Source organism: Mesorhizobium sp. B2-6-1, assembly GCF_006440475.1.
GTDB lineage: Bacteria > Pseudomonadota > Alphaproteobacteria > Rhizobiales > Rhizobiaceae > Mesorhizobium.
In genome coordinates this window covers 307745-330892 of sequence record NZ_VFUH01000004.1, presented here as the reverse complement: position 1 = coordinate 330892, position 23148 = coordinate 307745, and the positions used below count along the sequence as shown (strand labels likewise).

At 63.2% G+C, this 23148-nt stretch carries 22 protein-coding genes; 14 read left to right on the top strand and 8 right to left on the bottom strand.

Annotation, left to right across the window (positions count from 1 at the left end; all coding sequences use genetic code 11):
• Position 1: 1 nt before the first annotated feature.
• From FJ443_RS11955 to FJ443_RS31145, 3 genes are all read right to left on the bottom strand, one after another.
• Positions 2-376, bottom strand: a complete 375-nt coding sequence (locus tag FJ443_RS11955) for a lasso peptide biosynthesis B2 protein (protein ID WP_224618327.1) — start codon at positions 374-376, stop codon at positions 2-4.
• A 118-nt stretch (positions 377-494) separates the two neighbouring features.
• Entirely contained in the window at positions 495-794 is a 300-nt protein-coding gene (locus FJ443_RS11950) for a PqqD family protein (protein WP_140564960.1), read from the bottom strand.
• Positions 795-960: 166 nt separating this feature from the next.
• Positions 961-1113 (bottom strand): hypothetical protein, encoded by a 153-nt coding sequence (locus FJ443_RS31145; RefSeq protein WP_181175098.1) that lies wholly within the window; start codon positions 1111-1113, stop codon positions 961-963.
• Positions 1114-1635: 522 nt separating this feature from the next.
• On the opposite strand from FJ443_RS31145, the gene FJ443_RS11945 reads away from it, so the two are divergent.
• The 8 genes from FJ443_RS11945 to FJ443_RS11910 all read left to right on the top strand — a co-directional run bounded on the left by FJ443_RS11945 (position 1636) and on the right by FJ443_RS11910 (position 10041).
• Positions 1636-2763 carry a nucleotidyltransferase family protein gene (locus FJ443_RS11945; protein WP_140523548.1) on the top strand — a complete coding sequence of 376 codons (1128 nt, stop codon included), beginning with the start codon at positions 1636-1638 and terminating at the stop codon, positions 2761-2763.
• Between the two features lie 70 nt (positions 2764-2833).
• Positions 2834-3856 (top strand): glycosyltransferase, encoded by a 1023-nt coding sequence (locus tag FJ443_RS11940; RefSeq protein WP_140559754.1) that lies wholly within the window; start codon positions 2834-2836, stop codon positions 3854-3856.
• Positions 3857-4079: 223 nt separating this feature from the next.
• On the top strand, positions 4080-4481 hold the full coding sequence (locus FJ443_RS11935; RefSeq protein WP_140512927.1) for a hypothetical protein: 402 nt from the start codon (positions 4080-4082) through the stop codon (positions 4479-4481).
• Positions 4482-4617: 136 nt separating this feature from the next.
• Entirely contained in the window at positions 4618-5493 is an 876-nt protein-coding gene (locus FJ443_RS11930; RefSeq protein ID WP_140497181.1) for a family 16 glycosylhydrolase, read from the top strand.
• Between the two features lie 73 nt (positions 5494-5566).
• Complete coding sequence (locus FJ443_RS11925) at positions 5567-6898, top strand: UDP-glucose/GDP-mannose dehydrogenase family protein (protein WP_140556874.1); 1332 nt, start codon at positions 5567-5569, stop codon at positions 6896-6898.
• 93 nt (positions 6899-6991) lie between these two features.
• Entirely contained in the window at positions 6992-8434 is a 1443-nt protein-coding gene (locus FJ443_RS11920) for a GMC family oxidoreductase (protein ID WP_140664155.1), read from the top strand.
• A gap of 14 nt (positions 8435-8448) precedes the next feature.
• On the top strand, positions 8449-8895 hold the full coding sequence (locus tag FJ443_RS11915; RefSeq protein ID WP_140523560.1) for a hypothetical protein: 447 nt from the start codon (positions 8449-8451) through the stop codon (positions 8893-8895).
• 66 nt (positions 8896-8961) lie between these two features.
• A complete protein-coding gene (locus tag FJ443_RS11910) occupies positions 8962-10041 on the top strand; it encodes a glycosyltransferase (RefSeq protein ID WP_140664153.1) in 1080 nt (359 codons plus the stop codon).
• Positions 10042-10238: 197 nt separating this feature from the next.
• Here the strand turns inward: FJ443_RS11910 and FJ443_RS11905 are convergent, their stop codons facing one another.
• Both FJ443_RS11905 and FJ443_RS11900 read right to left on the bottom strand, forming a co-directional pair.
• Positions 10239-11261 carry a phosphoribosyltransferase family protein gene (locus tag FJ443_RS11905; RefSeq protein WP_140664150.1) on the bottom strand — a complete coding sequence of 341 codons (1023 nt, stop codon included), beginning with the start codon at positions 11259-11261 and terminating at the stop codon, positions 10239-10241.
• Between the two features lie 49 nt (positions 11262-11310).
• Positions 11311-12807 (bottom strand): lipopolysaccharide biosynthesis protein, encoded by a 1497-nt coding sequence (locus FJ443_RS11900; RefSeq protein ID WP_140664147.1) that lies wholly within the window; start codon positions 12805-12807, stop codon positions 11311-11313.
• Between the two features lie 189 nt (positions 12808-12996).
• On the opposite strand from FJ443_RS11900, the gene FJ443_RS11895 reads away from it, so the two are divergent.
• The 6 genes from FJ443_RS11895 (at position 12997) to FJ443_RS11870 (ending at position 20672) form a co-directional block, all read left to right on the top strand.
• Positions 12997-14169 carry a glycosyltransferase family 4 protein gene (locus FJ443_RS11895; RefSeq protein ID WP_140664144.1) on the top strand — a complete coding sequence of 391 codons (1173 nt, stop codon included), beginning with the start codon at positions 12997-12999 and terminating at the stop codon, positions 14167-14169.
• A gap of 15 nt (positions 14170-14184) precedes the next feature.
• Positions 14185-15174, top strand: a complete 990-nt coding sequence (locus tag FJ443_RS11890; RefSeq protein WP_140664141.1) for a glycosyltransferase family 2 protein — start codon at positions 14185-14187, stop codon at positions 15172-15174.
• A complete protein-coding gene (locus FJ443_RS11885; protein WP_140664138.1) occupies positions 15174-16124 on the top strand; it encodes a glycosyltransferase in 951 nt (316 codons plus the stop codon). The genes FJ443_RS11890 and FJ443_RS11885 overlap by 1 nt, the downstream gene beginning before the upstream one ends.
• The gene (locus FJ443_RS11880; protein ID WP_140556866.1) at positions 16114-17082 is read left to right on the top strand and encodes a glycosyltransferase family 2 protein; all 969 of its coding nucleotides are present in this window, start codon (positions 16114-16116) and stop codon (positions 17080-17082) included. The genes FJ443_RS11885 and FJ443_RS11880 overlap by 11 nt, the downstream gene beginning before the upstream one ends.
• Before the next feature lie 74 nt (positions 17083-17156).
• The gene (locus FJ443_RS11875; protein ID WP_140512943.1) at positions 17157-18053 is read left to right on the top strand and encodes a UTP--glucose-1-phosphate uridylyltransferase; all 897 of its coding nucleotides are present in this window, start codon (positions 17157-17159) and stop codon (positions 18051-18053) included.
• 237 nt (positions 18054-18290) lie between these two features.
• Positions 18291-20672 (top strand): polysaccharide biosynthesis tyrosine autokinase, encoded by a 2382-nt coding sequence (locus FJ443_RS11870; RefSeq protein ID WP_140497157.1) that lies wholly within the window; start codon positions 18291-18293, stop codon positions 20670-20672.
• A gap of 92 nt (positions 20673-20764) precedes the next feature.
• Here the strand turns inward: FJ443_RS11870 and FJ443_RS31140 are convergent, their stop codons facing one another.
• The 3 genes from FJ443_RS31140 to FJ443_RS11855 form a co-directional block, all read right to left on the bottom strand.
• Positions 20765-21247, bottom strand: coding sequence for a hypothetical protein (locus tag FJ443_RS31140; protein WP_181175097.1), 483 nt, complete (start codon positions 21245-21247; stop codon positions 20765-20767).
• Between the two features lie 229 nt (positions 21248-21476).
• Positions 21477-21797: a putative quinol monooxygenase gene (locus FJ443_RS11860; protein WP_140497155.1), complete on the bottom strand. Its 321-nt coding sequence runs from the start codon at positions 21795-21797 to the stop codon at positions 21477-21479.
• A gap of 135 nt (positions 21798-21932) precedes the next feature.
• Complete coding sequence (locus FJ443_RS11855; protein WP_140664133.1) at positions 21933-23012, bottom strand: acyltransferase; 1080 nt, start codon at positions 23010-23012, stop codon at positions 21933-21935.
• Positions 23013-23148 lie beyond the last annotated feature (136 nt).

Here is a 23148-nt window from a genome sequence, read left to right as displayed (position 1 = left end):
GTCATTGACCATAGTCGACGAGAGGGACAAACCTGTCTATCGAGCCGCCAAGGACGACATGGTTGCCGCTGATCAGCCAGGCATGCGCCTTCAGCTGCCGGCCGGTGTCGCGCTCGATGCCGATGCGGATCTTCGAGGCGTTGCCCTGGCGGGCGAGAATGTACTGGCCGGCGAGCGCCTGGGTGAGGCAGCTTGCGCGCGGCACCAGGCGGGCCGCGGCGGCAACGCCCCAGGCGACACGGCGCAGTTCTCCCGTGCTGGCGCATTCACGCGCCTCCAGCCGGGTGACGATGCCGCGAAGGCGGTTGTAGGAGAACAGGGTCAGCCCCAGGCGAACGGCCGCGACCACCAGCAGGCAGCGGCAGAGGAACAGCATTTCCGGGCCGCTCAGGGAGAGAGCTCGAAGCAGGCGCCGCCGGTGCTTCGTCTGGCCGGGACTTTTCTCCGTCGCAGGTTCTTGCCGCAAAACCGTGACCCGCTTTTGCGGAACCTGCTTACACAGGTTCCTCATGATGCAGCCTCGCAAGTCCGCTATCGGCCAGACCTTTCAACAGTGCGTCGACATCGGCCCTGCAGCGCTCGGCGTCGACATCATAGCGCGCGAGCACGGCCCGGTGGATTTCGGCAATTGGTTTCGGCTCCTGGATCAACTCCCAGATGAACGTGCCCACCCCGTTGAGGCTGTAGTAGATGTTGGATTTCAGGTTAAGAAGCGCCAGGCCATTGCCGAATTCGCAGGCAACCGCTTCCTTGGTCGCACTTACGCGATCGTGGTCAGATGGGTTCCAGTTCATCCGAAAACCTCGTTTGCTACACACTGTCCGCAATGCGTGCCGACCATTCTGGCGATGAAGAAAAGCCGGGTCAGGCAATGAAGAGAAGCCGGGATTTTCACCCCGACTCCCTGTATGGTTCTTGGATTCCAGAGGCCCAACGTGTCCCTCCAGAATCAGGACAGGTTCAGGAGAACGTCAGGTCGCCAATCGGCGTGTGCGCAGGAAATGCTGCGTCGAGCGCCGTGTTGCCGCCACCGCCCTGAGTGATGGTTTCAATCGAACAATGAACCGTCAGGCTGGGCGTTTCGTACTCCTGTTTTTCAACATTCTGTTCCATTTTACACTCCATCAAGGACTGGAAACGGCCTGTCGATTGCCGGCGGCACTTTCATGCTGCGATGCAATAGCTGCATGGCAGCATTTATGAGTCAAGCCTGATTTACCGCGCATTAATCAATTATGGACTGCGCGCGCAGACACAGTCGTGAGTAACGATCTCAAGCTTTGGCCTTGATCGCCTCGAGATCCCTGCATATGGGCCTAATGCACTAGGTCAGCATAAGAAATTGATTTGCATATATAAACTTTTTAAGCCCTGTCACTTCAAGGCATGGCGACAATAATGCCGTAGCACCGGGTCTCCCGGTAGGTTTGCTACGGAACGCCGAAAAGGCCACTCGTCCCTTGTGGTCCAGCAGTTCTCCTCATCGTTCGCCCGAGCCGGTTTCGATAAACGTCGGGGCCGGATTTTTGCGCTGCAAAAGGAAAAACTGGACGGCGCAAAAGTTTTTGGCGATGCTTTGCTTCGCACCTGCAGCATAGGCGTCGCGCCGATCGCTTCTGGAGAACCGTGCGCCCGATGGCCCTGACCGAACGTTCATATGAGCGACTGCGCGCCGCCGATTGCGCCAGCGAGATCGCCTATGTGCAGGCCTGTCTGCGGCTGTTCTTCGCGGCGCGATCCGGCGCCGCGCCCGGCGATGCCTCCGGCCTCTCCGTGGCCAATGTCACCGACATAGCCAGGTTGAACAAGGTCGCGACCTTTATCCTCAAGGTGCTGTCGAGCGCACCCGCGAACGGGCCGCCGGCTCAGTTCTCCCAATGGCTCGACGCCTACCGCCGGAAGACCGTTTCGATGAACGCGTCCTGCATCATGGATTCGATGGCGATCCAGGCGGCGCTGCGCGACAGGCAGATCGATTTCGTTTTCCTGAAAGGTCCCTTCCAGCAGCATCTGCTTTACGACGATCATTTCATGAAGCCTTCGGGCGATGTCGACATATTGGTGGCGCCGGCCGGGTTTTTCAGGGCGCGCGAGGCGCTCCGCTCGATCGGATACGAGATCGCCGGCAAGTCGCGCTCCGTCTGGTGGGTCCGTTTCCTCGGCGAACAGCACATGATCCGCGGCGACGGGCCGACGCAATCCACTGTCGATCTGCATTATCGGCTCCAGCAACCCGGCTCGCCCAGCCCGCGCGACGCGGATGGCTTCCTGCGGCGCAAACGGCAGGTCGAGATCACCGGCGTCGAGGTGCCGTTCACATCGGCGGCCGACACTCTGCTGTTGTCCTGCATCAGCGTCGCCAAGGCGCTTTTCAACCGGGAACCCTGCGCCGGTTACGTCTGCGACGTGCGCGCCAGCGCCGACCGCTTGGACGAAGCCGAGCAGCAGCGCCTGCTCGACGCCGCCGCGGCGCAGGGGCTGGACGACACGCTGCTGCTTGGCCTGCGCGCCGCCGACGTGCTCCTCGGCGGCGCCGACACGCTCTTGTCGCAGCGCGCCGCGCGGATGCTGTCGCGCATCGGCAATGAGGATCTGCTCAACATGGTCATCGCGCCATGGCTGTCATCCCTGCGATGGCCGCAGCGGCGCACCGTGCTGTGGGAGTTGTGCGGTCGTGCGCCGGTCCGCTATCTGGCGGAAGCCGGCTGGGCGGCATCGGCCGACATCAGCCGCCGCATCTTCGAACGGCAGGGCAGCCCGTGACGGGAAGCCTGTCGGGCATCGAACACGTACAGGGCGAGGGCAGAATGGAACCTGTGCAAGAGGCAAATTCATGTCGATGACAAAATCAAAGGTCTGCGTGATCATCGCGGCCCGAAACGCGGCGCGAACAATCGCGGTCGCCATCGCGTCCGCGCTGCGCGAACCGGAAGTGGCCGAAGTCGTCGTCGTCGATGACGCCTCCACCGATGACACGGCCCAAGTCGCCCGCGCCGCCGATGACGGCAGCGACCGGCTCGCGGTGATCCGTCTCGACGTCAATCGCGGCCCCTCCTTCGCCCGCAACGCCGCCATCGCCGCCTCGCAATCGCCATTCATCGCCATTCTGGACGCCGACGACTTCTTTCTCGCGGGCAGATTTCACAATCTGTTTGCCGGCGCGGACTGGGATTTCGCGGCCGACAACATCATGCTCATCAGGGACGACGCCTTGAGCGATGTCACCCAGATCGTCGCACCGCAGTTCGCGGCCGAGCCGGAATTCCTCGACCTGGAGCGCTTCGTCGAAGGCAACATCTCCAGGCGCAACGTGCGCAGAGGCGAACTCGGTTTCCTCAAGCCGGTGATCAGCCGCGCTTTTCTCGACAGGCACGGCTTGCGCTATGACGAGAGCTTGCGTCTGGGCGAGGATTACGAACTCTACGCGCGCGCGGTCGCCAGCGGCGCGCGCTTCAAGGTCATCCGCTCCTGCGGTTACGGCGCCATCGTGCGGGCCGATTCGCTGAGCGGCCGCCACAAGACCCAGGACCTGAAGCGTCTTGCCGACGCCGACCTGGCGCTGCTGGCGATCGACAGCCTGCCTGAGGGTTCCAAAGCGGTGCTGCGCCGCCACGAGCGCCACGTGCGCGACAAATACCGGCTGCGCAATTTCCTCGACGTCAAGGCCGAGCGGGGCCTGGCGTCGGCCGCGGCCTATGCCTTCGCAAGCCAATCCAACCTGGTTCCCATCGTCCAGGGCGTGGCGTCCGACAAGCTCGAGGCGCTGTTTCGCCGCGTCGGGTTCGCCTCCCGTCGTCAACATGTGCCGCCAATGCGTTTTCTCATGGCCGGCACCAGCACGGGCAAGCAGCCTTGAATGCGGGCGTCCGGCCGCGCTCTTGCCAGCCCGTCGCGCAAAGCATTTCCGGCGGATTTATGAGTTTACGAATTGGGTGGTTGCCTAGCCGGCCGGAGGATGGCAGTCTATGTTGCGGTGCAGCAATTAGGATGGCCAATGAACCGGCCTCCGATCGGACTGCCCGATATTGAACCGGTAAGGGGCCCGGCCGACGGCCGGACTACCACAGGACTTTGAACGCATGGCCTCGATATTCGGCTTCAGATCAAGGAATCCGGCCCGCGACCGCCAGACCGACATCTCGCGCCTCGACCGCCTGGCGAAGCTGTTCGAGCAGATCGCGGCCGAGATCGAGGCCGAGCGAAACGGGCTGGAGAATCGCTACAAGGCGACGGCCACCAACGCCGCCTTTCTGGTCGAGGCCATGGAGAACGGCTCGGCGTCTGCGCGCCGTTCCGCCGAGGTCGATGAATTGACGACGTCGATCCTGAATTGCGAGCGCCGCATCGCGGCGCTGTCGCGCCAGAACGGCATGGTCCGGGAGCTTCGTCATTCGCTGGATATGGTTTTCGATGAGGACGGGTCGTCCGATATGACGGCCAGCGAGGGGCTCGCCAAACCGGCAGGCGCCGGCAGAGGGTGAAGGCTGAAGGGTGGATTTGGCGCGAGGCGAGAAGGCAGCTTGGGGAGGGGCTGACGAGAGAAAGAAAGCGCCGTTTGGCAACGGCTCGAATGGCTACTTTGGGTTGGGGATGCACAGCGCAAAGGTTGAGTTTCGTATGAATGCGGATCCGAGAACCACGTTCACCGTCGCAGTTCGCGGCATATCGTCAACGCGCCAGGCCAGGCAAGCCCGCCCGGGCGGTTCCACCGGACGCAGGGCTGCCCTGGTCGCGCTGGCCGCTCTCGCTGGCCTGTTCGCCGGGCCGGCGCCATCCTGGTCGCAGGATCTGAAGTCGGCGCCCTCATTCGTCGATGATTTCACCAGCTTCAACCGCCAGCGCTGGTATGTCTCCGATGGCTGGACGAATGGCGGCCATCAGAATTGCACCTGGGCGAAGGGGCAGGTCAGCCTGGCGGACGGCGTGCTGTCATTGGGTTTCGAGAAGCAGAAGACGAAGGATCGCGACTACGCTTGCGGCGAAATCCAGACCAAGCAGCGATTCGGCTACGGCACCTACGAGGCGCGCATGAAAACCGACACCGGTCCCGGCCTCAACGCGGCTTTCTTCTCCTATATCGGCCCGTCGGACAAGCAGCCCTGGGACGAGATCGACTTCGAGATCCTGACCAAGGACACGTCCAAGGTGCAGGTCAATGCCTACATCGCCGGCAAGGGCAAGAACGAGAAGCTGGTCGACGTGCCGGGCGGCACGGAAAAGGCCTTCAACGACTACGCCTTCGTCTGGCAGAAGGACAGTTTGCGCTGGTACGTCAACGGCCAACTGGTGAACACCATCACCGATCCGGCAAAGCTGCCCAGCCATGCTCAGAAGATCTTCTTCAGCCTCTGGGGCAGCGATACGATGACCGGATGGTTGGGCGCATTCGCCGATCCCGGACGCAAGCTTTCGCTGCAGATCGAGCGCGTCGCCTTCACCGCGCAGGGCGAACCCTGCCAGTTTCCGGAATCGCTGGCATGCAGCGTAAAATAGAACCTATTGGAAAAGTCGATTTGAACCGGCCGGGCCGAACACGGTCCGCTGCCCTGGACAGGAACAAAACAGAATGAATTTGACGGTGTTTGGTATCGGCTATGTCGGTCTCGTGCAGGCTGCTGTGCTTGCCGAAGTGGGCCACCAGGTCGTCTGCGTCGACATCGACGCGAACAAGGTCGAGCGGCTCAATCAAGGTCTCGTCCCGATTTTCGAGCCGGGCCTGGAAAGCATCGTGAGGGAGAACCATGCCGCCGGCCGCATCAAGTTCACCACCGACGCGGCCGCCGCCGTCAGGCATGGTGAAATCCAGATGATCGCGGTCGGCACGCCTCCCGGCGAGGATGGCTCGGCCGATCTCAAATATGTGCTGGCGGTCGCCGAGGCGATCGGCCGGGAAATGGATGCGCCCAAGATCGTCGTCGGCAAGTCGACCGTGCCGGTCGGCACCTGCGAGAAGATCAAGGCCAGGATCGCCGAAACGCTGAAGAAAAGAGGCCGCGAGGACCTGACCTTCGACGTCGCTTCCAATCCGGAATTCCTCAAGGAAGGGTCCGCCGTCGCCGATTGCATGAGGCCGGACCGCATCATCGTTGGCACGTCGAGCGAGGCCACCGAGGCGGTGATGCGCGAGCTCTACGCCCCCTTCAACCGCAACCACGAGAAGATGATCGTGATGGATGTGCGCAGCGCCGAATTCACCAAATACGCGGCCAATTGCATGCTCGCCACCAAGATCAGCTTCATGAACGAAATGGCGAATCTGGCCGAACAGCTCGGCGCCGACATCGAGGAGGTGCGCAAGGGCATCGGCAGCGATCCGCGCATCGGCTACCACTTCATTTATCCGGGCCTCGGCTATGGCGGCTCCTGCTTTCCCAAGGACGTGCGCGCCCTGATCAAGACCGCCGAAGGCGTCAAGTTCGACGCCAAGCTGCTGCGCGCCGTCGAGGAGCGCAACAACGAGCAGAAATCCGTGCTGTTCGACAAGGTGAACCGCTATTTCAAGGGCAACCTCAAGGGCAAGACCTTCGCGCTCTGGGGCCTCGCTTTCAAACCCAACACCGACGACATGCGCGAGGCGCCCGCCCGCACGCTGATGGAGGCACTCTGGAACGTCGGGGCCACCGTGCAGGCCTATGATCCCGAGGCGATGCAGGAATGCCAAGCCATCTATGGGCTGCGCGACGACCTGCTTCTGTGCGGCACCAAGGAAGCGGCGCTGCGCGGCGCCGATGCGCTGCTGATCGCCACCGAGTGGAAGAGTTTTCGTGCGCCTTCCTTCGACGCGCTGAAGGACGCGCTGACCACGCCGATCATCTTCGACGGCCGCAACCTCTATGATCCCAAGGTCATCGCCCGCCACGGCATCGAATATCACTCGATCGGCAGGATGGCGGCATGAGACCGGGTTTGGGCAATCCAATGTGGGATCGCGGCGGCCGGCCGGTGCGCTTGCCATGACGAACGCACAAGACCCGGAAAGGAGTTGCGGCTGATGGTGCTGGACGTAAAGCCGGAGCAGATCACCAAGGACCACTTCGACGTTGTCGCGATCGGTTCCGGTTTCGGTTCGGCCTTCTTCCTGCACGAATTCACGAAGCGGCGTAAGGCGCGCATCCTGCTCCTGGAATGGGGCCGCCACAACACGCATGAATGGCAGCTCAAGCAGAACGTCAACACCGACATCGAGGACGAGTCGACCTACAAGACCAATTCCGACAAGCCCTGGAACTACACGATCGGGCTGGGCGGCGGCACCAATTGCTGGTTCGCGCAGACGCCGAGGTTCCATCCCAACGATTTCAGGCTGAAAAGCACCTACGGCATCGGCAATGACTGGCCGATCAGCTATGACGACGTCGAACCGTTCTATTGCGACGCCGAAGACATCATGTCGATCTCGGGCGATCCCGACATGGCGGCGATGCTGCCGCGTTCGAAGCCTTTTCCGCAGCCGCCGCACCGCATGTCGACGCCCGACCGGATCATGAAGGCGGCGCAGCCCGGCCAGCATTTCGTCATGCCGACCGCGCGCGCCCGCGTGCCGACCGCGCAGCGCACCTCGTGCTGTGCCAACCTCAGATGCTGGCTGTGCCCGGTCGACGCCAAATTCACCGCCAATAACGGCCTGATGCATGTCTTCGAACATCCCGACGTGTCGGTCTGCCTCGGTTCGGAAGTGCGCCGGCTCGACCATGTCGGCGGGACCGTCCGCTCGGTCACTTTCGTCCATGGCGGCAAGGAATATCAGGTCAGCGGCGACCTCTTCGTTCTCGGCGCCAATGCTATCCAGAGCGCCGCGATCATGCTGCGTTCCGGCCTGGGAGGCGAATTCGTCGGCCGCGGCTTGCATGAATCCTATGGCTGGAATTTCGAGGTCTATCTCGACGGTGTCGACAATTTCGACGGCAGCACCATCACCACCGGCTTGAATTTCGGCCTCTATGACGGTCCGCACCGGTCCGAGCACGCCGCGGCGCTGGTCTATTTCGAGAACCGCTGGCAACACGGCATGCGCGCCGAGAAAGGGCGGCTGCGCCAGGCGCTGCCCCTTGTCGTGGTGACCGAGAACCTGCTCGACCATGAAAATTTCGTCACGCTCGACGAGAACGACAACGCCTTCGTCAGCTTCAAGGCGCCGTCGGACTACGCGGTCAAGGGCATGGCGCGGGCGCTGGAGAAACTGCCCGGGCTGCTCGCCCCGCTACCGGTCGAACAGCTTTTCGATCGCGGCATCCGGCCAACCGAATCGCATGTCCAGGGTACGCTCCGGATGGGAACGGGCCCGGCCGATTCGGTGGTCGACAGCTGCATGATTCATCACCAGCTCAGGAACCTGGTCGTGGTCGGAACCAGCACATATCCGAGCTGTTCATGCGCCAATCCGAGCCTGACCGCGGCAGCGCTGTCCCTGCGGGCGGCGAGCCGGATGGCGTGAGAGGAGCAAACCAGATGACAGAGATCTCGCGACGCTCCGCACTGGCCGTCATGGCGGGCGGGGTGGTGTCGACCGGCATTGCCTACGCGGCAGTATCCTCGTTTTCGGATGAGGATCTGGTGCGCGTCACGCTCGAGAAATATTTCGGCAAGCTCAACATGCGCATCGAGCATTTGCAGCAGTTCGTCCTGGCGTTCCGCGACAGGAACCCATGGATATTTCCGAGCAAGAAACTCAGCGACGCCGTCACCTTGCTCGAGGAGACAAGGCTGGGCAAAGCCCGCGCCTTGCTGCCAGAGCAGAAGAAGCAGGACCTGCTGCATTTCGACCGCTGGCTGATCGCCGAATTCCACATGCTGACCGACTACGCCTGGCGCAGTTCGCCGGGCGATCCGATCCGGTTCACCGGATGGCAGCCATGCACCAATCCGTTCGCCAATCTCGAGCAACAGAGTGCCTGAGGCGGTGTCGGAGCAAGCTCTCGGGCCACATTGAACGAAACGCGAAAGAACCAGGAGCCAGGAACCATGAAAGTTCTTTTTGCAGGCGGCAACGGATATACGCCCGAATTCAGCGGCGGCGTCCAGTCGAGCACCCATCATCTGGCGGAACAGTTGATCGAGCACGGCCATGAGGCGGCCGTACTGGCTGCCCTGTTCGGCGACGGTGTCTTCGGCTTCAAGGCGCGCGCCAAGATGAAGCTGCTGCGTCAGCCGGCGGTCATCGACAGTTTTCCCGGCTATCCGGTGGTGCGGGCCTGGTTTCCCTGGAAGGCGGCCGACTTTGCCGTCCGCAGATTGAAGCCGGACGTGGCCGTCGTCCAGTGCCATAAGTCGGTTCCGGTGGGCAAGGCGCTGCAGGCCGAAGGCGTGCCGCTGGTCGTCTATCTCAGGAACGTCGAGTTCCATGAGCTGGGCGGCGATCTGCGCGAGCTGCATTCGGCGCTCTACATCGCCAATTCGCAATTCACCGCGCGCGCCTACAAACAGAAGTTCGGCATCGATGCGGCGGTGCTGCCGCCGACCATCAATGCCGCGCTCTACAGCACGCCGACCACGGGCCAGTTCGTCACCTTGATCAACCCGTACGAGGAGAAAGGCTTCGAGCTCGCCGTGCGCATCGCCAGCGCCTGCCCCGAGATTCCGTTCCTGTTCGTGGAGAGCTGGAAGCTCGCCGACGATCATCGCGCCCGCATCGAGCAGACCATCGCCCCGTTCTCCAACATCAGGCTGGAGAACCGCACCGGCGACATGAAGACCGTCTATGGCCGCACCAGGATCCTGCTGGCGCCCAGCAAATGGGAAGAGGCCTGGGGCCGTGTGGCCTCGGAAGCCCATTGCAGCGGCATTCCCGTCATCGGCTCGCGGCGCGGCGGGCTGCCCGAAGCGATCGGCCCGGGCGGCGTGGTGCTGGATTACGATGCCCCGCTCGCCGACTGGGTCGCGGCCGTCAGGCTGCTGTGGAACGACCGCCAGGAATATGACCGGCTCTCGGCCACGGCGCGCAGCTTCTCCGAGCGTCCGGAGCTCGATCCTGACCGCCAGTTCCTCACCTTCTTTTCCATACTGGACAAGGCCACACAGCAGCGCTCGCGGCAGGCGGCCTGATGACGGCCAGCCCGGCAGCCTTGTGATAGGAATTTTTTCTTGACAGGGTGAAGGCAGCTATGATAGATTTTGGGTTATGGTGCTGAGTTGCGCCGGAGGCCCGCCGCACAGGCGGGTTTTTCGTTTGATGCTTCTCGACAGACGCGCCGGCGAACACTCCAAGGAACCCGTTAATCTGAACTTGCAGCCTTGGCGGATCAGGCCAGGCGCTTGACCCGGCTTTTCAGCGTCTCGTAGCCGCGGGCGCCAAGCAGCGCGCGGGCAAGGGCCTTGGCGGCGCCCTTGCGGCCTTCCTGTGATTTGGCCTGTCGCAACCTGGCCGGCAGGTTGCGCGCCGCCTGGCCGAGCGCCGGGAGCGACAGCGCGTTGGGAAAGCTGACCATGTGCGTTTCGACGCACAGCACCGGTTTGCCCGACAGCTCGGTGATCCTCAGCGCCTGCTCGTGCTCGCTCTCGATGAACAGGATGGCATCGGATTTGCGGTAGAATTCGGCCTTGAAACTGCCATGCGCGCCAAGCCGCTGGCGCTCCGCCTTGCTCGGCAGGTCGAGCATGATCAGATGATCGTACTTGATCTCGTGCTTGGCCAGCCATGCCTCGGTCAAGGCGCGGTATTTCTCCAGCCGGCTGGTCACCAGCCAGCCGATCTTGCGGGTCGCGGTATGGAGCGGCCGCGCTTCGCTGAGGAATTTCTCGTAGGCCGGACCGTCGTCGTTTTCCGCCTCGGTCGGATCGAGGCACAGCACCCCGTCTATGTCGACGCAGCATTGCGCCAGGAATTTATGATGCATGAAGTTCCACTGGAACATGCGCGGGTGCGGCACGACCTCGAAGACGACATCGGTCTCGGCATGCTCCGGCTCAAGCCCGAACACGGCGGCAAAGGTGTAGGCTGCCTCGATGCCGGCACCCTCTATGCGGGCGCGGGCGTCGCGCATGGCGTTGCCGCCGGAGACGCTGTCGTCGATCACCAGCACCTTGCGCATTTCCGCGACCTTGCGGTCGAGCACCGCACGGCGCTTGGTGATGCCCGATGTGTAGACGCGACCCTCGAGGAAGGAGTCCAGGTCGGTCATCGGTATGTTCGCCGCGAGACTGACCAGCGTCGCTGCCAGCACCCCGCTTCTGGGGACGCCGACCACCAGGTCGATGTCGCGCGGCAACCGGTGAAGGTTGCTCACGATCGCGTCGTTCATGTCTGAGATCGATCGGTAATGCATGGATCAGGCCTGATGCTCGGGTGAACGGTAAGGGTCGAAAGCGCCAAAATTATTGCGCCTCGCGCGGTGCTGCCGCCGGCGGCCTTGCCGGCAGCATTTTCAAGGCCTCGCGCAAGGCTTCACGGCCGGCTGCGAAGGCCAGCGCGATGACGATGGTGATGAGATAGGCAAGGATCGCGCCGCTGGCCAAGGCAATGACATGCTGCTGCGGCAGCAGCGGCTTGACCAACCAGACCACCGCCAGCGCCACATGCGCGCCGAGCACGAACGGCGTCGCCGCGCGAAGCACGTGGCTTGCCCGCAGCGGCCCGCTCCTGCCGACATAGAGCCACAGGAAAGGCGTGCGCAGATATTCGCTGACGGCATAGGCGATCGCCACGCCGAGCGCGCCATAAGGCAGGCCCAGCACGAAAGCGAGCACCGACGTCACCGCCGTGATGATGCCCCAGCGCATGAAGTCGCCGGAGCGGCCCTGGCTGACGAACAGCCATCCGGCCGGATTGTTGAGCGGCTGCAGCAGCCCGGCGAAGCCCAGCGCCAGGAAAATGCCGGCGCTCGCGCGCCATTGCTCACCGAGCACGAAGGGGATGAGTATGTCGGACATGGCGGTGGCGAAAGCGACGCCGGGAAGCGCCACCAGCAGGATCAGCGGCATGACGCGAAGATAGGCGCTGCGGTAGCGGTCGGGCTCGTCCTTCAGCCTGGAAAGGGCCGGCACCATCACCTTCGACAGCGGGTTCGTGATCTGGCTCAGCGGGAACAGGAGCAGCTTGTAGGCACGGTCATAGAGGCCGAGCTGCGCCTCGCCCCAGTATTTTCCGATCAGCACGTTGTCGAGATTACGGGCAAAGAAATTGGCGAAGTTGAAGCCGGTTATGCCGGCGCCGAAATTGATCAGCTCGCTGATCCCGGCGACCTTGCGGGGCAGGCTGGGCCGCCAGCGCGAACTGGCCCAGTAGCACAGCGTCGGCAGCACGGCTCCGGTCAAGGTGCCGGCGAAAAGTGCCCAGTAGGAGCGGTCGACGAATGTCCAGGCGATCGACACGGCAAGACCAGCCACGGCGCCTGCGACATCGATGATGGCCAGGCGGCCGAACTGCATGCGGCGGGTCAGGAGCGCCAGATGCTGCGCACCGAGGCCGTAGGCCATGATCTGCAGGCCCAGCGCCGCCACCAGGCCAGCCACACGCGGTTCGCCGTAGAAGGCGGCGACCAGCGGTGCCGCGCCGGCAAGCACGCAGGCCAGGATGGCGCTGACGGCGACATTGATCCAGAACAGGTAGTTCACCTCGTCGTGCCGTATGCCCGATTTCTGGATGGTCGCCTGGGTGAGGCCGAAATCCTGGAACAGCGCGATGAAGGCCAGCACCGGCGCGCACATCGCCACGACGCCGAAATCCTGCGGCAACAGGAGACGCGACAGCACGATGACGGAAATGATCTGCGTGGCGACCCGCACGGACTGCGACAAGGCCGTCACGACCGCGCCACGCCCGACCGATTTGCGCAGCGAGCCTTCTGGCGGATCGAATGGATTGGCTTCCAAATTCAGGATTCCTGATTCTTGTGCAGGTTCCGACCAGGAACCCTGCAACCGCCGCCGCGGCCAAATTACGGCATTTATTTTGCAGTGCAACAAAAAACGTGGATTTTGCTACGCTGCACCAAAAATGTTGCGATGCAGCAAGACCTGTACTAGGTTCGCCGTGGGTGGGCCAACAGCGGTCGAGTTTTCATGCTGAATGTCTTGTACCTTGTGCATGACGTTTCCGACCCGGCAGTGCGCCGGCGGATTACAATGCTCAGGGCAGGTGGCGCCCAGGTCACGCTCGCAGGCTTCCGCCGCACGGCAAATCCCATTGCCGACGTCGAGGGTTTGCGGCCGCTGGATCTCGGCGCGACGCGTGACGGGCGATTCGCCCAGCGCCTGACGGCAGTCGCCAAGGCGGCGGTTTCGATCGGCACCAGGCTCCGCGGCATGCCGAGGCCCGATCTCATCATCGCGCGCAACCTGGAAATGCTGGCGCTCGCCCGGCGCGCCAACACGATATTCGGCGCCGCGGTGCCGATCGTCTATGAATGCCTCGATATCCATCGCCTGATGCTTCGCAGCGATGCGGTCGGCAAGGCGCTGCGTGCCACGGAACGTTACCTTGCCAGGGACGTAAAGCTGCTGGTGACCAGCTCGCCCGCGTTCACCGCCAATTATTTCGAACCGTTCGGCCAGGTGACGGCGCCGGTCGAACTGGTCGAAAACAAATATTTCGAGGCAGCGGCGATCCTGCCGGCCGAGCATGAGATGGCCGAGGCGCCTGTCGCGCCACCCTGGCGCATCGGCTGGTTCGGGGCATTGCGCTGCCGCCGCTCGCTCGAACTCCTGGCCGATTTCTCGCGCCGCGCCGACGGCCGGTTCGAGATCGTGCTGCGCGGCCGCCCGGCGTTGACCGAATTCCCGGATTTCCACGCCTTCGTCGAGGCCGAGCCCTGGCTTTCGTTTCGCGGACCCTACCGCAACCCGGAGGACATGGCGGCGATCTACCGGGACGTGCATTTCTCCTGGGCGATCGATTTCTTCGAGGCGGGCCAGAATTCCGAATGGCTGCTGCCCAATCGCCTCTATGAAGGCTGCCGATTCGGCGCGGTGCCGATCTCGATGGCCAACACGGAAACCGGGCGGTTCCTCGGCCGGCAGGGCATCGGCATTCTGTTGCCCGAAGCCTCACCCGACGCACTCCAGGCCGCCATCGGCAAGATGGAGGAACGCCGCTTCAGCACGTTGAAGGAGCGCGTTCTGTCGCGCAACCCCAGGATATGGAGCTATGATCGCAGCGATTGCCGGGCGCTGGTCGAGAAGCTTCGCAGCCTGGCCGCCATACGCCAACCCTTCGCGGCCGAGGCCTTGGCCTAGGATGGAGATCGCCCGATGATGCAAGCGTTCCCCTCCAGCCTGATCGTGATTCCCTGCCTCAACGAGGCAGCCCATATCGGTGTGCTGCTCGACCAGCTCAGCCCCGCGGCGGCGAGGCTCGGTGCCAGGATCGTCGTTGCCGATGGCGGCAGCACCGATGGTACCCCGGCCATTGTCGGCGAACGCGCGAAAGAGGATTCCCGCATCATCCTGCTCCACAATGAAAAGCGCATCCAGAGCGCGGCGATCAATCTTGCCGTCGCCAGATTCGGAGATGGTGCCGAATATCTGATCCGCATCGATGCCCATGGCGGCTACCCCGCCGACTATTGCGACCGGCTGGTCGAGGAAGCGCTGGCCACGGGCGCCGATTCGGTCGTGGTCTCGATGCTGACCAGCGGCAGCGGCACCGTGCAGAAGGCGGCCGCGGCGGCACAGAATTCAAAGCTCGGCACCGGCGGTTCCAAGCACAGGCATCTGTCCGCCGGAGAATGGGTCGATCACGGCCATCACGCGCTGATGCGGATTTCTGCCTTCCAGGCCGTCGGCGGCTATGACGAGACGTTCAGCCATAATGAGGACGCCGAGCTCGACTACCGGCTGAGACAGGCCGGCTACAGGATCTGGATGAGCGGCAGGACGCAGATGGTCTACTATCCGCGCGCGTCGCTCAGCGGCCTCTATTTCCAGTATCTCGGCTACGGCCGCGGACGCGCCAAGAATGTCCTGAAGCACCGCGTCATCCCGAAGGTCCGGCAGATGGTGCCGCTGCTGGTGTTCCCGGTGGTGGTGCTCGCGGCCTTTTCCTTCGTGCACTGGCTGGCGGCGGTGCCGCTTTTGATCTGGGCATCCGTATGCCTCGGCTATGGCCTGTGGACGGCGGTAAGCCAGCGCAATGCCGACATCGCGCTTGCTGGCGTCTCGGCGATGGTCATGCATTTCGGCTGGTCCGTCGGTTTCTGGCTGCAGCTTCTCGGCCTTGGCAAACAGCGCGGGGTCGCGTGATGGCGGTTCCAGGCAAGAACCGCAGCATCGATATCGGCGTGTGCACGTTCCGCCGGCCGGAACTGGCCGACACGCTGCGCTCGCTCGATGCCATAGATAGGCCGGCCGGTTTCGACGTCCGGGTCATCGTCGCCGATAATGACGACACGCCGAGCGCCAGGGATCTGGTGACGACGCTGGCGCGGGAACTGACGCTGCCGATCAGCTATCACCACTGCCCGGCGCGCAACATCTCGATCGCCCGAAATGCCTGTCTTGACGCCAGCACGTCGGATTTCGTCGCCTTCATCGACGACGACGAGACGGCTTCGCCGCGCTGGCTTGCCGAGCTCGTCGCAACAGCCCAGGCAAGTCGCGCCGCCGCCGTGCTGGGCCCGGTCAAGGCGCGCTATGGGGCCGATGCGCCGGACTGGATGCGGCGTGGCGACTTCCATTCGACCTTGCCGGTCTGGGTGCGCGGCGAGATCCGCACCGGCTACACCTGCAACGTGCTGCTCGACATGAGGTCGGACAGCCTGCGCGGGCGCCGCTTCAGCCTGGCGCGTGGCCAGACCGGCGGCGAGGACACCGAATTCTTCGACCAGATGCACAAGACAGGCGGCACGATCGCGTTTTCTCCGGAGGCTTGGGTGGACGAGGTCGTGCCACGGACCAGGGCCGCGTTCGACTGGCTTGGCCGCCGCCGCTTCCGCGTCGGGCAGACGCATGGCCATCTCCTGGGGCGCAATGCGAGCGGCATTGGCCTGCTCAAACAGGTCGCCATTGCCTCGGCAAAGGCAGCCTATTGCTTCGCCGCGGCGTTTCCCTTCCTTGCCAGCCCCGTGCGGCGGAACCGCAGCGTGCTGCGCGGCATTATGCATGTCGGCGTCGTCAGCGGCCTTGTCGGCATCCGCGAGATTCGTCTCTACGGCCAGCCCTCGCCACAGGAAGGAGGCAAGCGTGCAGCCTGACGTCAGCTTCGTCCCGGACGTTTCCTTCGTCATTGCAGCCTACAACGCCGAGGCGACCCTCGACCGGGCGATCGCCAGCGCCATCGCGCAGAAGGGTGTCAGCGTCGAGGTCGTCGTCGTCGACGACAAGTCGCGCGACGCAACGCTCGACGTGGCAAGGGCCTATCCGCAAGACATCGTGCGCGTCGTGGCGCTCGCGCAGAACAGGGGCCCCGGCGGCGCCAGGAACGCCGGCCTCGAGGCTGCCCGCGGCCGCTGGGTCGCGGTCCTCGATTCCGACGACGCGGTCTATCCCGGCCGCATCGCCGCCATGATCGCGCGGGCTGAAAGGGCGGGCGCGCAAATCGCCGTCGACAACCTCCAGGTCGTCCGCGAGGACGGCGTGATCGAGGATGCGATGTTCCCGACGCGCTATCTGGAGGAATTGGGCGAGATCTCGCTGGCCAGCTATATCGCCGGCAACATCGTCTTCGAATCGAAGTTCAATCTCGGCTATCTCAAGCCGATCTTCGAGCGCCGCTTCCTGGAAGAAAACGGACTTCGCTACGACGAGGACCTGATCATCGGCGAGGATTACATTTTCCTGGCCAACGCCCTGGCCAAGGGCGGCAGGTGTGTGGTCGAGCCTGACATCGGCTATGTCTATCACATCCGCAGCGGCTCCATTTCGCGCGTGCTCGAGCCTCATCACGTCGAGGCGATGCGCAAGGCCGATGCGATTTTCGCTCAAAGCCATCAGATGGACGCGGCCACGCAAGCGGCCTTCGCCCGGCGCAGCCGCAGCCTGCGCAAGGCGGCTTCGTTCCTGTCGATGGTCCAGCACATCAAGGCGCGGTCCCCGCTCAAGGCGATCCGGACGGCGCTCAGCGACCCGGCGGCGGTCAGGCATATGGGCATGCCGATCGCCGTGCGGTTGCGACGAGTAGCGGCACAATTTGCCGTGGGGGCGGGGAGGTGAAGATGCAGGCACATGGAGGGATTTTTCCTGGCCTGCGAATGGACTGAAGTCGATCTCCTCAGAAGGAATTTGCGATGAAGAAAATCAGGAAGGCCGTGATACCGGTGGCGGGGCTTGGAACGCGGTTCCTGCCGGCGACCAAGTCGATGCCCAAGGAAATGCTTCCCGTCGTCGACAGGCCGGTCGTGCAATACGCCGTCGATGAGGCCTTCGAGGCCGGCATCGAGCACATCGTGTTCGTGACCGGCCGCAACAAGGCGGTCATCGAGGATTATTTCGACCTGCATCCGGAATTGATCGGAACACTGGAGCAGAGCGGCAAGAAGGCGCAATTGCAGTCGTTGGAAAGCCTGCTGCCGGTGGCCGGTGCCACCAGCTTCATCCGCCAGCAATCCCCGCAAGGCCTTGGCCACGCCGTCTGGTGCGCGCGCGAGGTCATCGGCAACGAGCCCTTCGCCCTGCTTTTGCCTGATATGGTTTCGTTCGGCGGCCGCGGCTGCCTGGCCGAGGTCGCCGACCTCTATGCCGAGACCGGCGGCAACGTCATTGCGGTCGAGCGCTGTGACCCGACCGAGACCAACAAATATGGCATTGTCGGCCGCGGCGCCGACATTGGCGGCGGTTTCGAGGTGACGGCGATGGTCGAAAAGCCGGCGCCGGCCAATGCGCCGTCGAACTTCTACATCAACGGCCGCTATATCCTGCAGCCCGAGATCTTCGCCCTGCTCGGCAACCAGCAGCGCGGCGCGGGCAATGAGATCCAGCTGACCGACGCCATGGTCCGCCTGGCGCAGGAGCAGTCCTTCTTTGCCCAGCCTTTCAAGGGCCGCATGTTCGACTGCGGCTCGAAGGAGGGCTTTATCCAGGCCAACATCGCCTTCGCCTTGGCGCGCGACGACATGAAGGGTCCGGTTTTCGAGATGCTCCAGGAGTTCGTCCGGTCGCATGAACGACAGGAAGAAGCCGCATAATGCCCATGTTTCGGGAGCATTGTCGGACGGCTGACGGTGCGATGCGCGCAACGCCCTGTGGCGTCCGGCATGGAACTTGCGTTGCTTTTTGGCAATGCTCCCGATCTTCGAAGTGCCTGGGAGCCAAGGCATGATCCCGGAAAGCGCAAGGCGGTTTTCGGAAAAGATCATGTTCAAACAGTGAGATAGAGCCCATCCCGATGATTGGGATGGACGGGCTCTGGAATTGGACCGAAGATGAACTATGCCAACTTTCCTCTCGACAAGAGGATGCCATTGCCGAATTCGGAAGCAGGAGACGGCGAAGACTTCATCGATGTCGAGCGGCTGCTTGGCATGGCAGCGCGGCAGGCCAAGGTGGTTGTCCTGGGCGCGGTCATTGGTCTTGTCCTGGGCCTGCTCTATCTGCAGACCACGCCGCCCAAATACCAATCGGTCTCGAGCGTGCTGATCGATGAGGGGCTGAACAAGATCGTCGACGACATTTCGGCGGCGTCGACGACCATGCAGACCGATTCGGCCATCCTGAGCCAGATCGAAATCCTGACCTCGACGAGGCTTGCCGCCGTGGTCGTCGACAAGCTGAAGCTCGACCGCAACGACGCATTCATGAACCCGCCCCAGTCGGCGCTCGCCCAGGGCATCGGCCTGATCCGCGGCCTGATCCAGTATGTTCGCCCTAGTCCTCCCATGCCGGGCGTCGGCGACGTCACCAAGCTCGACCCCGCCACCCGCGATGCGCTGATCGCGACCTCACGTCGCGACTACGCGATCCTCAAATTGCAGAACGAGGTGCAGGCGGAGCGCGTCGGGCGAAGCTATGTCATCGCGCTCGGCTACCAGGCGACGGACCCGGCACTGGCGACCGCGATCACCAAGGCCTATGCCGATGCCTATCTCGCCGACCAGCTCGACGCCTCCTTCGATGCCACCGAGCGCGCAGCGGTCTGGCTGCAGGGCCGGCTGACGGAACTGCGCGAAAGCTCGCAGGCGGCATCGCTCGCGGTCGAGAAATTCAGGGCCGAGCACGGCCTGTCCGCCAACAGCGACGGCCAGCTGATGAGCGCCAAGCAGCTTGCCGACCTCAACGCCCAGCTTATCGTGGCGCAGGCCGATACGGCCCGGGCCAGCGCCCGCTACCAGCAATACAAGTCCATCGTTGAAAGCGGTTCGGAGAACGCCTTCAAGGATGCCGCCATATCGAGCGACCAGCCGAGCAGCTCGGTCATCGCGGCGCTCAAGACGCGCTATCTCGCCGTCGCCAAGCGGCAGCAGGATGTCGAGGCCAATTTTGGGCCGCAGCATCCGCAGGCGGTGGCGCTCGCCAAGGAGAAGGCCGACATATCGGCGCAGATATTCGGCGAGCTGAAGCAGCTGACCGAAAGCTATCGCAACGAATATGAAGTGGCGCTGGCGCGCGAGACCGCGCTCAGGGCCAATGTCGCCGCGGCGCAAGGCAAGAGCGCCATCGACAACCAGTCGCAGGTCAAGCTGCGTGAACTCGACCAGAAGGCGACGGCGCTCTCCACGCTCTACCAGACATTCCTCGGCCGCTACGAGGAAGCCGCCCAGCAGCAATCCTTCCCGGTCGGCAAGATCCGCATCATCTCGGATGCATCGACGCCGCTCAGCGCCTCCAGCCCGCGCACGGTGGTTGTGCTGGCGCTCTCGCTTGTGCTGGGCACGTTGATGGGTGCCGGGCTTGGCGGCCTGAACGAATTCAACGAGCGTTTCTTCAGGACCGGCGAGGATGTCCGCGACCGCGTCGGCCTCAAATTCCTCGGTTATCTGCCTGTCATCGGCGGCAAGACCGCCAGGGAGGAAAAGCCGGCCGACCCGGATCTCAAAACCGCCAAATCGCCGGCCGCGGCCGAAAAGCGCGCGCGCATGCGCGTCAGCGTCGATGCTCCGGCGTCGATGTTCTCCGAGACGCTGCGCAGCGCAAAGATCGCCTTCGACGTCGTCATGGAAGGGCAGGGCAGCCGCGTCATCGGCGTCATCTCGGTCCTTCCCGGCGAAGGCAAGTCGACGGTCGCGGCCAATCTGGCCGGACTGCTCGCCGCCAACGGCGCCAGGACGCTGCTGATCGACGGCGACCTGCGCAATCCGGGCTTGAGCCGCAGCCTCGGCATGGAGGCCGAGCAGGGACTGATGGAAGCGGTGGTGAGCGGCCAGACCTGGCAGTCGGTCGGCAAGATCGACCGGCAGACCAAGCTGGCGATCATTCCGGCCGTGCTGCGCGGCAATTTCTCGCATACCAGCGAGCTTCTCTCCTCGGCCGGCATGCGGCGCTTCATCGACAACGCCAAGGAGACCTTCGAATACATCGTCGTCGATCTGCCGCCGCTGGGGCCGGTGGTCGACGCCAAGGCCTTCGCGCCGCTTGTCGACGGCTTCGTGCTGGTCACCGAATGGGGCCGCACGCCGCGCGCGATGGTGAGATCGATGCTCGAATCCGAACCCTATGTCGCCAACAAGATCGTCGGCGCGGTGCTGAACAAGGTCGATCTCAAGAAGCTCGCCAAATACGGCTCGTTCGGAGCGTCCGAAAAATTCTTCGGCCAGTACTCGAGCTATTATCTCGACAAGACCGAAGTGCGCAGCAAGACAACGGTCTGAGTTCAACCGTGGCGATTTCCGTGCCTGAGTGACGAGGCAGGTCATCGCCTATGTGGCTGCGGCGGGCTACAATGGGAGTCTAAACCCGGGCATCATCCGGCAGGCAATGTCAGCTTACGCGGCCAATAGCGGCTCGCCACCAAAAGACTGAGATGGACGACAACTATTCCGAGGATGCCTGCCAAAGCCTTCAGTGAGCCGTCCGAAAGGCGCGCATGCCGACCGGGTTCGAGGAGCTGCATCAGCTCCAGCACAGTGGCTACGACGACAACTATAGTGACAGTGCCAGCCAAGCGGTTTGGAAAGCCGAGCCCCATTGCCACGCCGAACAGAACGTAGGCGAGGGCGCGTTCGAAATCTGGGTCACCCAGGTGGGGCCGCATCTGGATTGGCGACAGCGTCGCGAAGACAATGACGGCGAGCAAAGCAAGGGCGGCAATGCGAGAGATGAGGGTCATTGCCGTTCGTAAAGCGAACAAGCCGGCGAAACAAGTACGGGCATCTTCAAGGGTCGAATTTATAACGAGGTAGCTTCCGTACTGCTTGGCGGATTCAAGCAGCCGCGCCTGATCCAAAGACCCATGCTAGCCCGTGACGCCCGGTTTCTTTGGCTGATTGGCGATGTCTATGAAATGACATCCGGAGCAATATTGTATTGCGCAGAATCGACGCGCTTTGAGGTTGGCGACATGGATTGGAAGCAGGTCGGCCCCAGAGCAGATCAGTCTATTTCGCTTGCGAGCGATTTCGACGGCAGGTCGATCGTCCGCTCTGGATGGACGGCGGTGTCGGTCCAAGCCCTGGTCAGTTTGAGTTCTGACCGGGTTTCGCAGACAGCGCGATCGGGTCGGTTTCGATAAGCCGAAGCGACCGCACCATGTTCGCCGTTTGCGTCTTGTACTTGAGAAAATGCGGTGTGGTCAGATGGGCTTCGTACGCCGTCTGATCGGCGTAGCATTCGATCACGCGCACCTTTTCAGGCGCACCTTTTTCCGACACGGCATGAAGGAAAAGCACGCCCGGCTCGATTCGCACGGAGGCCTCGATCTCTTCGGCAATCAGGGCCTTGTAGCTGTCGATCTGGTCAGGATCGATTTCCAGTTCGGCTATCCTGACGATCCGCATCGATTGGTCCCTAGCTTTGTACAGGGCCGCGACTCCCCATCCAGGCCTCGGAACCCTGCGGCTGGACAGTGCGCTCCTGTGAGGAAGGCACCGAGGTGCCCGTTGGTCAATCTTTATTGGTCAACAAGATCGCGACTACGCGGCCCTGAGCCGGTAGCGGAACACCGTGTGGTCGAGCAGCAGCCGGATGCGCGGTTCAGCTTCGGTCGCCACCAGCCAGCTTGCCGCGATCATGGTCGCGCCGACCGTTGCCATGGACAACAGATAAGGCAGCCCGGCGCGGATCATCGCGCCGAGCATCGCCGCGCCGATGACGTCGTGGATCAGATAGAGCGGGTAGGTCATCAAGCCGATCCGGCGCCAGCCGCTCCAGCTGAGGTCGAGCCGCAGTGACCACGCCATCAGGGCGATGGCGACCAGGAAGACAAGGATCGGCGGCGCATAGGGCATCGCGGCGCCGACCTTGGCGCTGTGGACATCGACCGAACTGGCGATTTGCAGCACGCCCCCGCCCAGGAACAGCAGGCAGAAGGCCAGGCGCGAGGCCGTCACCGCCTTGAACCGCATCAGCCAGATGAGCACGCCGACGGCGAAAAAAGAGCCATGGTGCACCAGGACGAGCTGCAGCCAGCGTGTCTCGGCGAGGTCGGACCAGCCGAGCGGATAATAGAGGCACCAGAACAGCGTGCTGACGAGGCCGATCACGACTGCCACCGTCTCCATCAGGTGGAAGCGGCCAAGCCGCAACAGGATCCAGACGACAGCGTAGAAGGCGATCTCGATGCCGAGCGTCCAGTAGACGCTGTCCACCCAAGGGCCGTAGGGCGCGAAAAGGCCGGTGCGAACGAGCCTGATCACGGCATCGGTTGGCCAGCTCAGACGGGTGAGCAGCAGCACCGCCGCGGTCACCGGCGCGCAGATCCAGACCGCCGGCGCCAGCCTTTTCACCCTTGCCTCGAAAAACCGCAGCGGCGTCGAATTCTCGGCGCTGAAGGCGATGACGAAACCGCTGATGACGAAGAATATCTGCACGCCGACCCAGCCGGAGCCGACCAAGGCCATTTCGGGATGGGGCGGGATGCCGCCGGTCGCGCGCGCCGAAACCCCGTCAGGGAATGCCCATACCCAGAAGCCATAGTGATAGAACATCACCATGACGGCGGCCAGGAAACGCAATATGTCGACGCCGCCGAATGTCGCCTTGTGCTGAGCCATGCCGTGCCTTTGGAATGGCCCCCCAAGCCAAACCCTAGAGTCTGTTGTTGCATTGCACAACAAAAGATTGGCCAGATGTGACAGTTGGCGCCGACCGCTCAACAAACGGAAGGATCGGGTCTGCTGCGCCCGATCA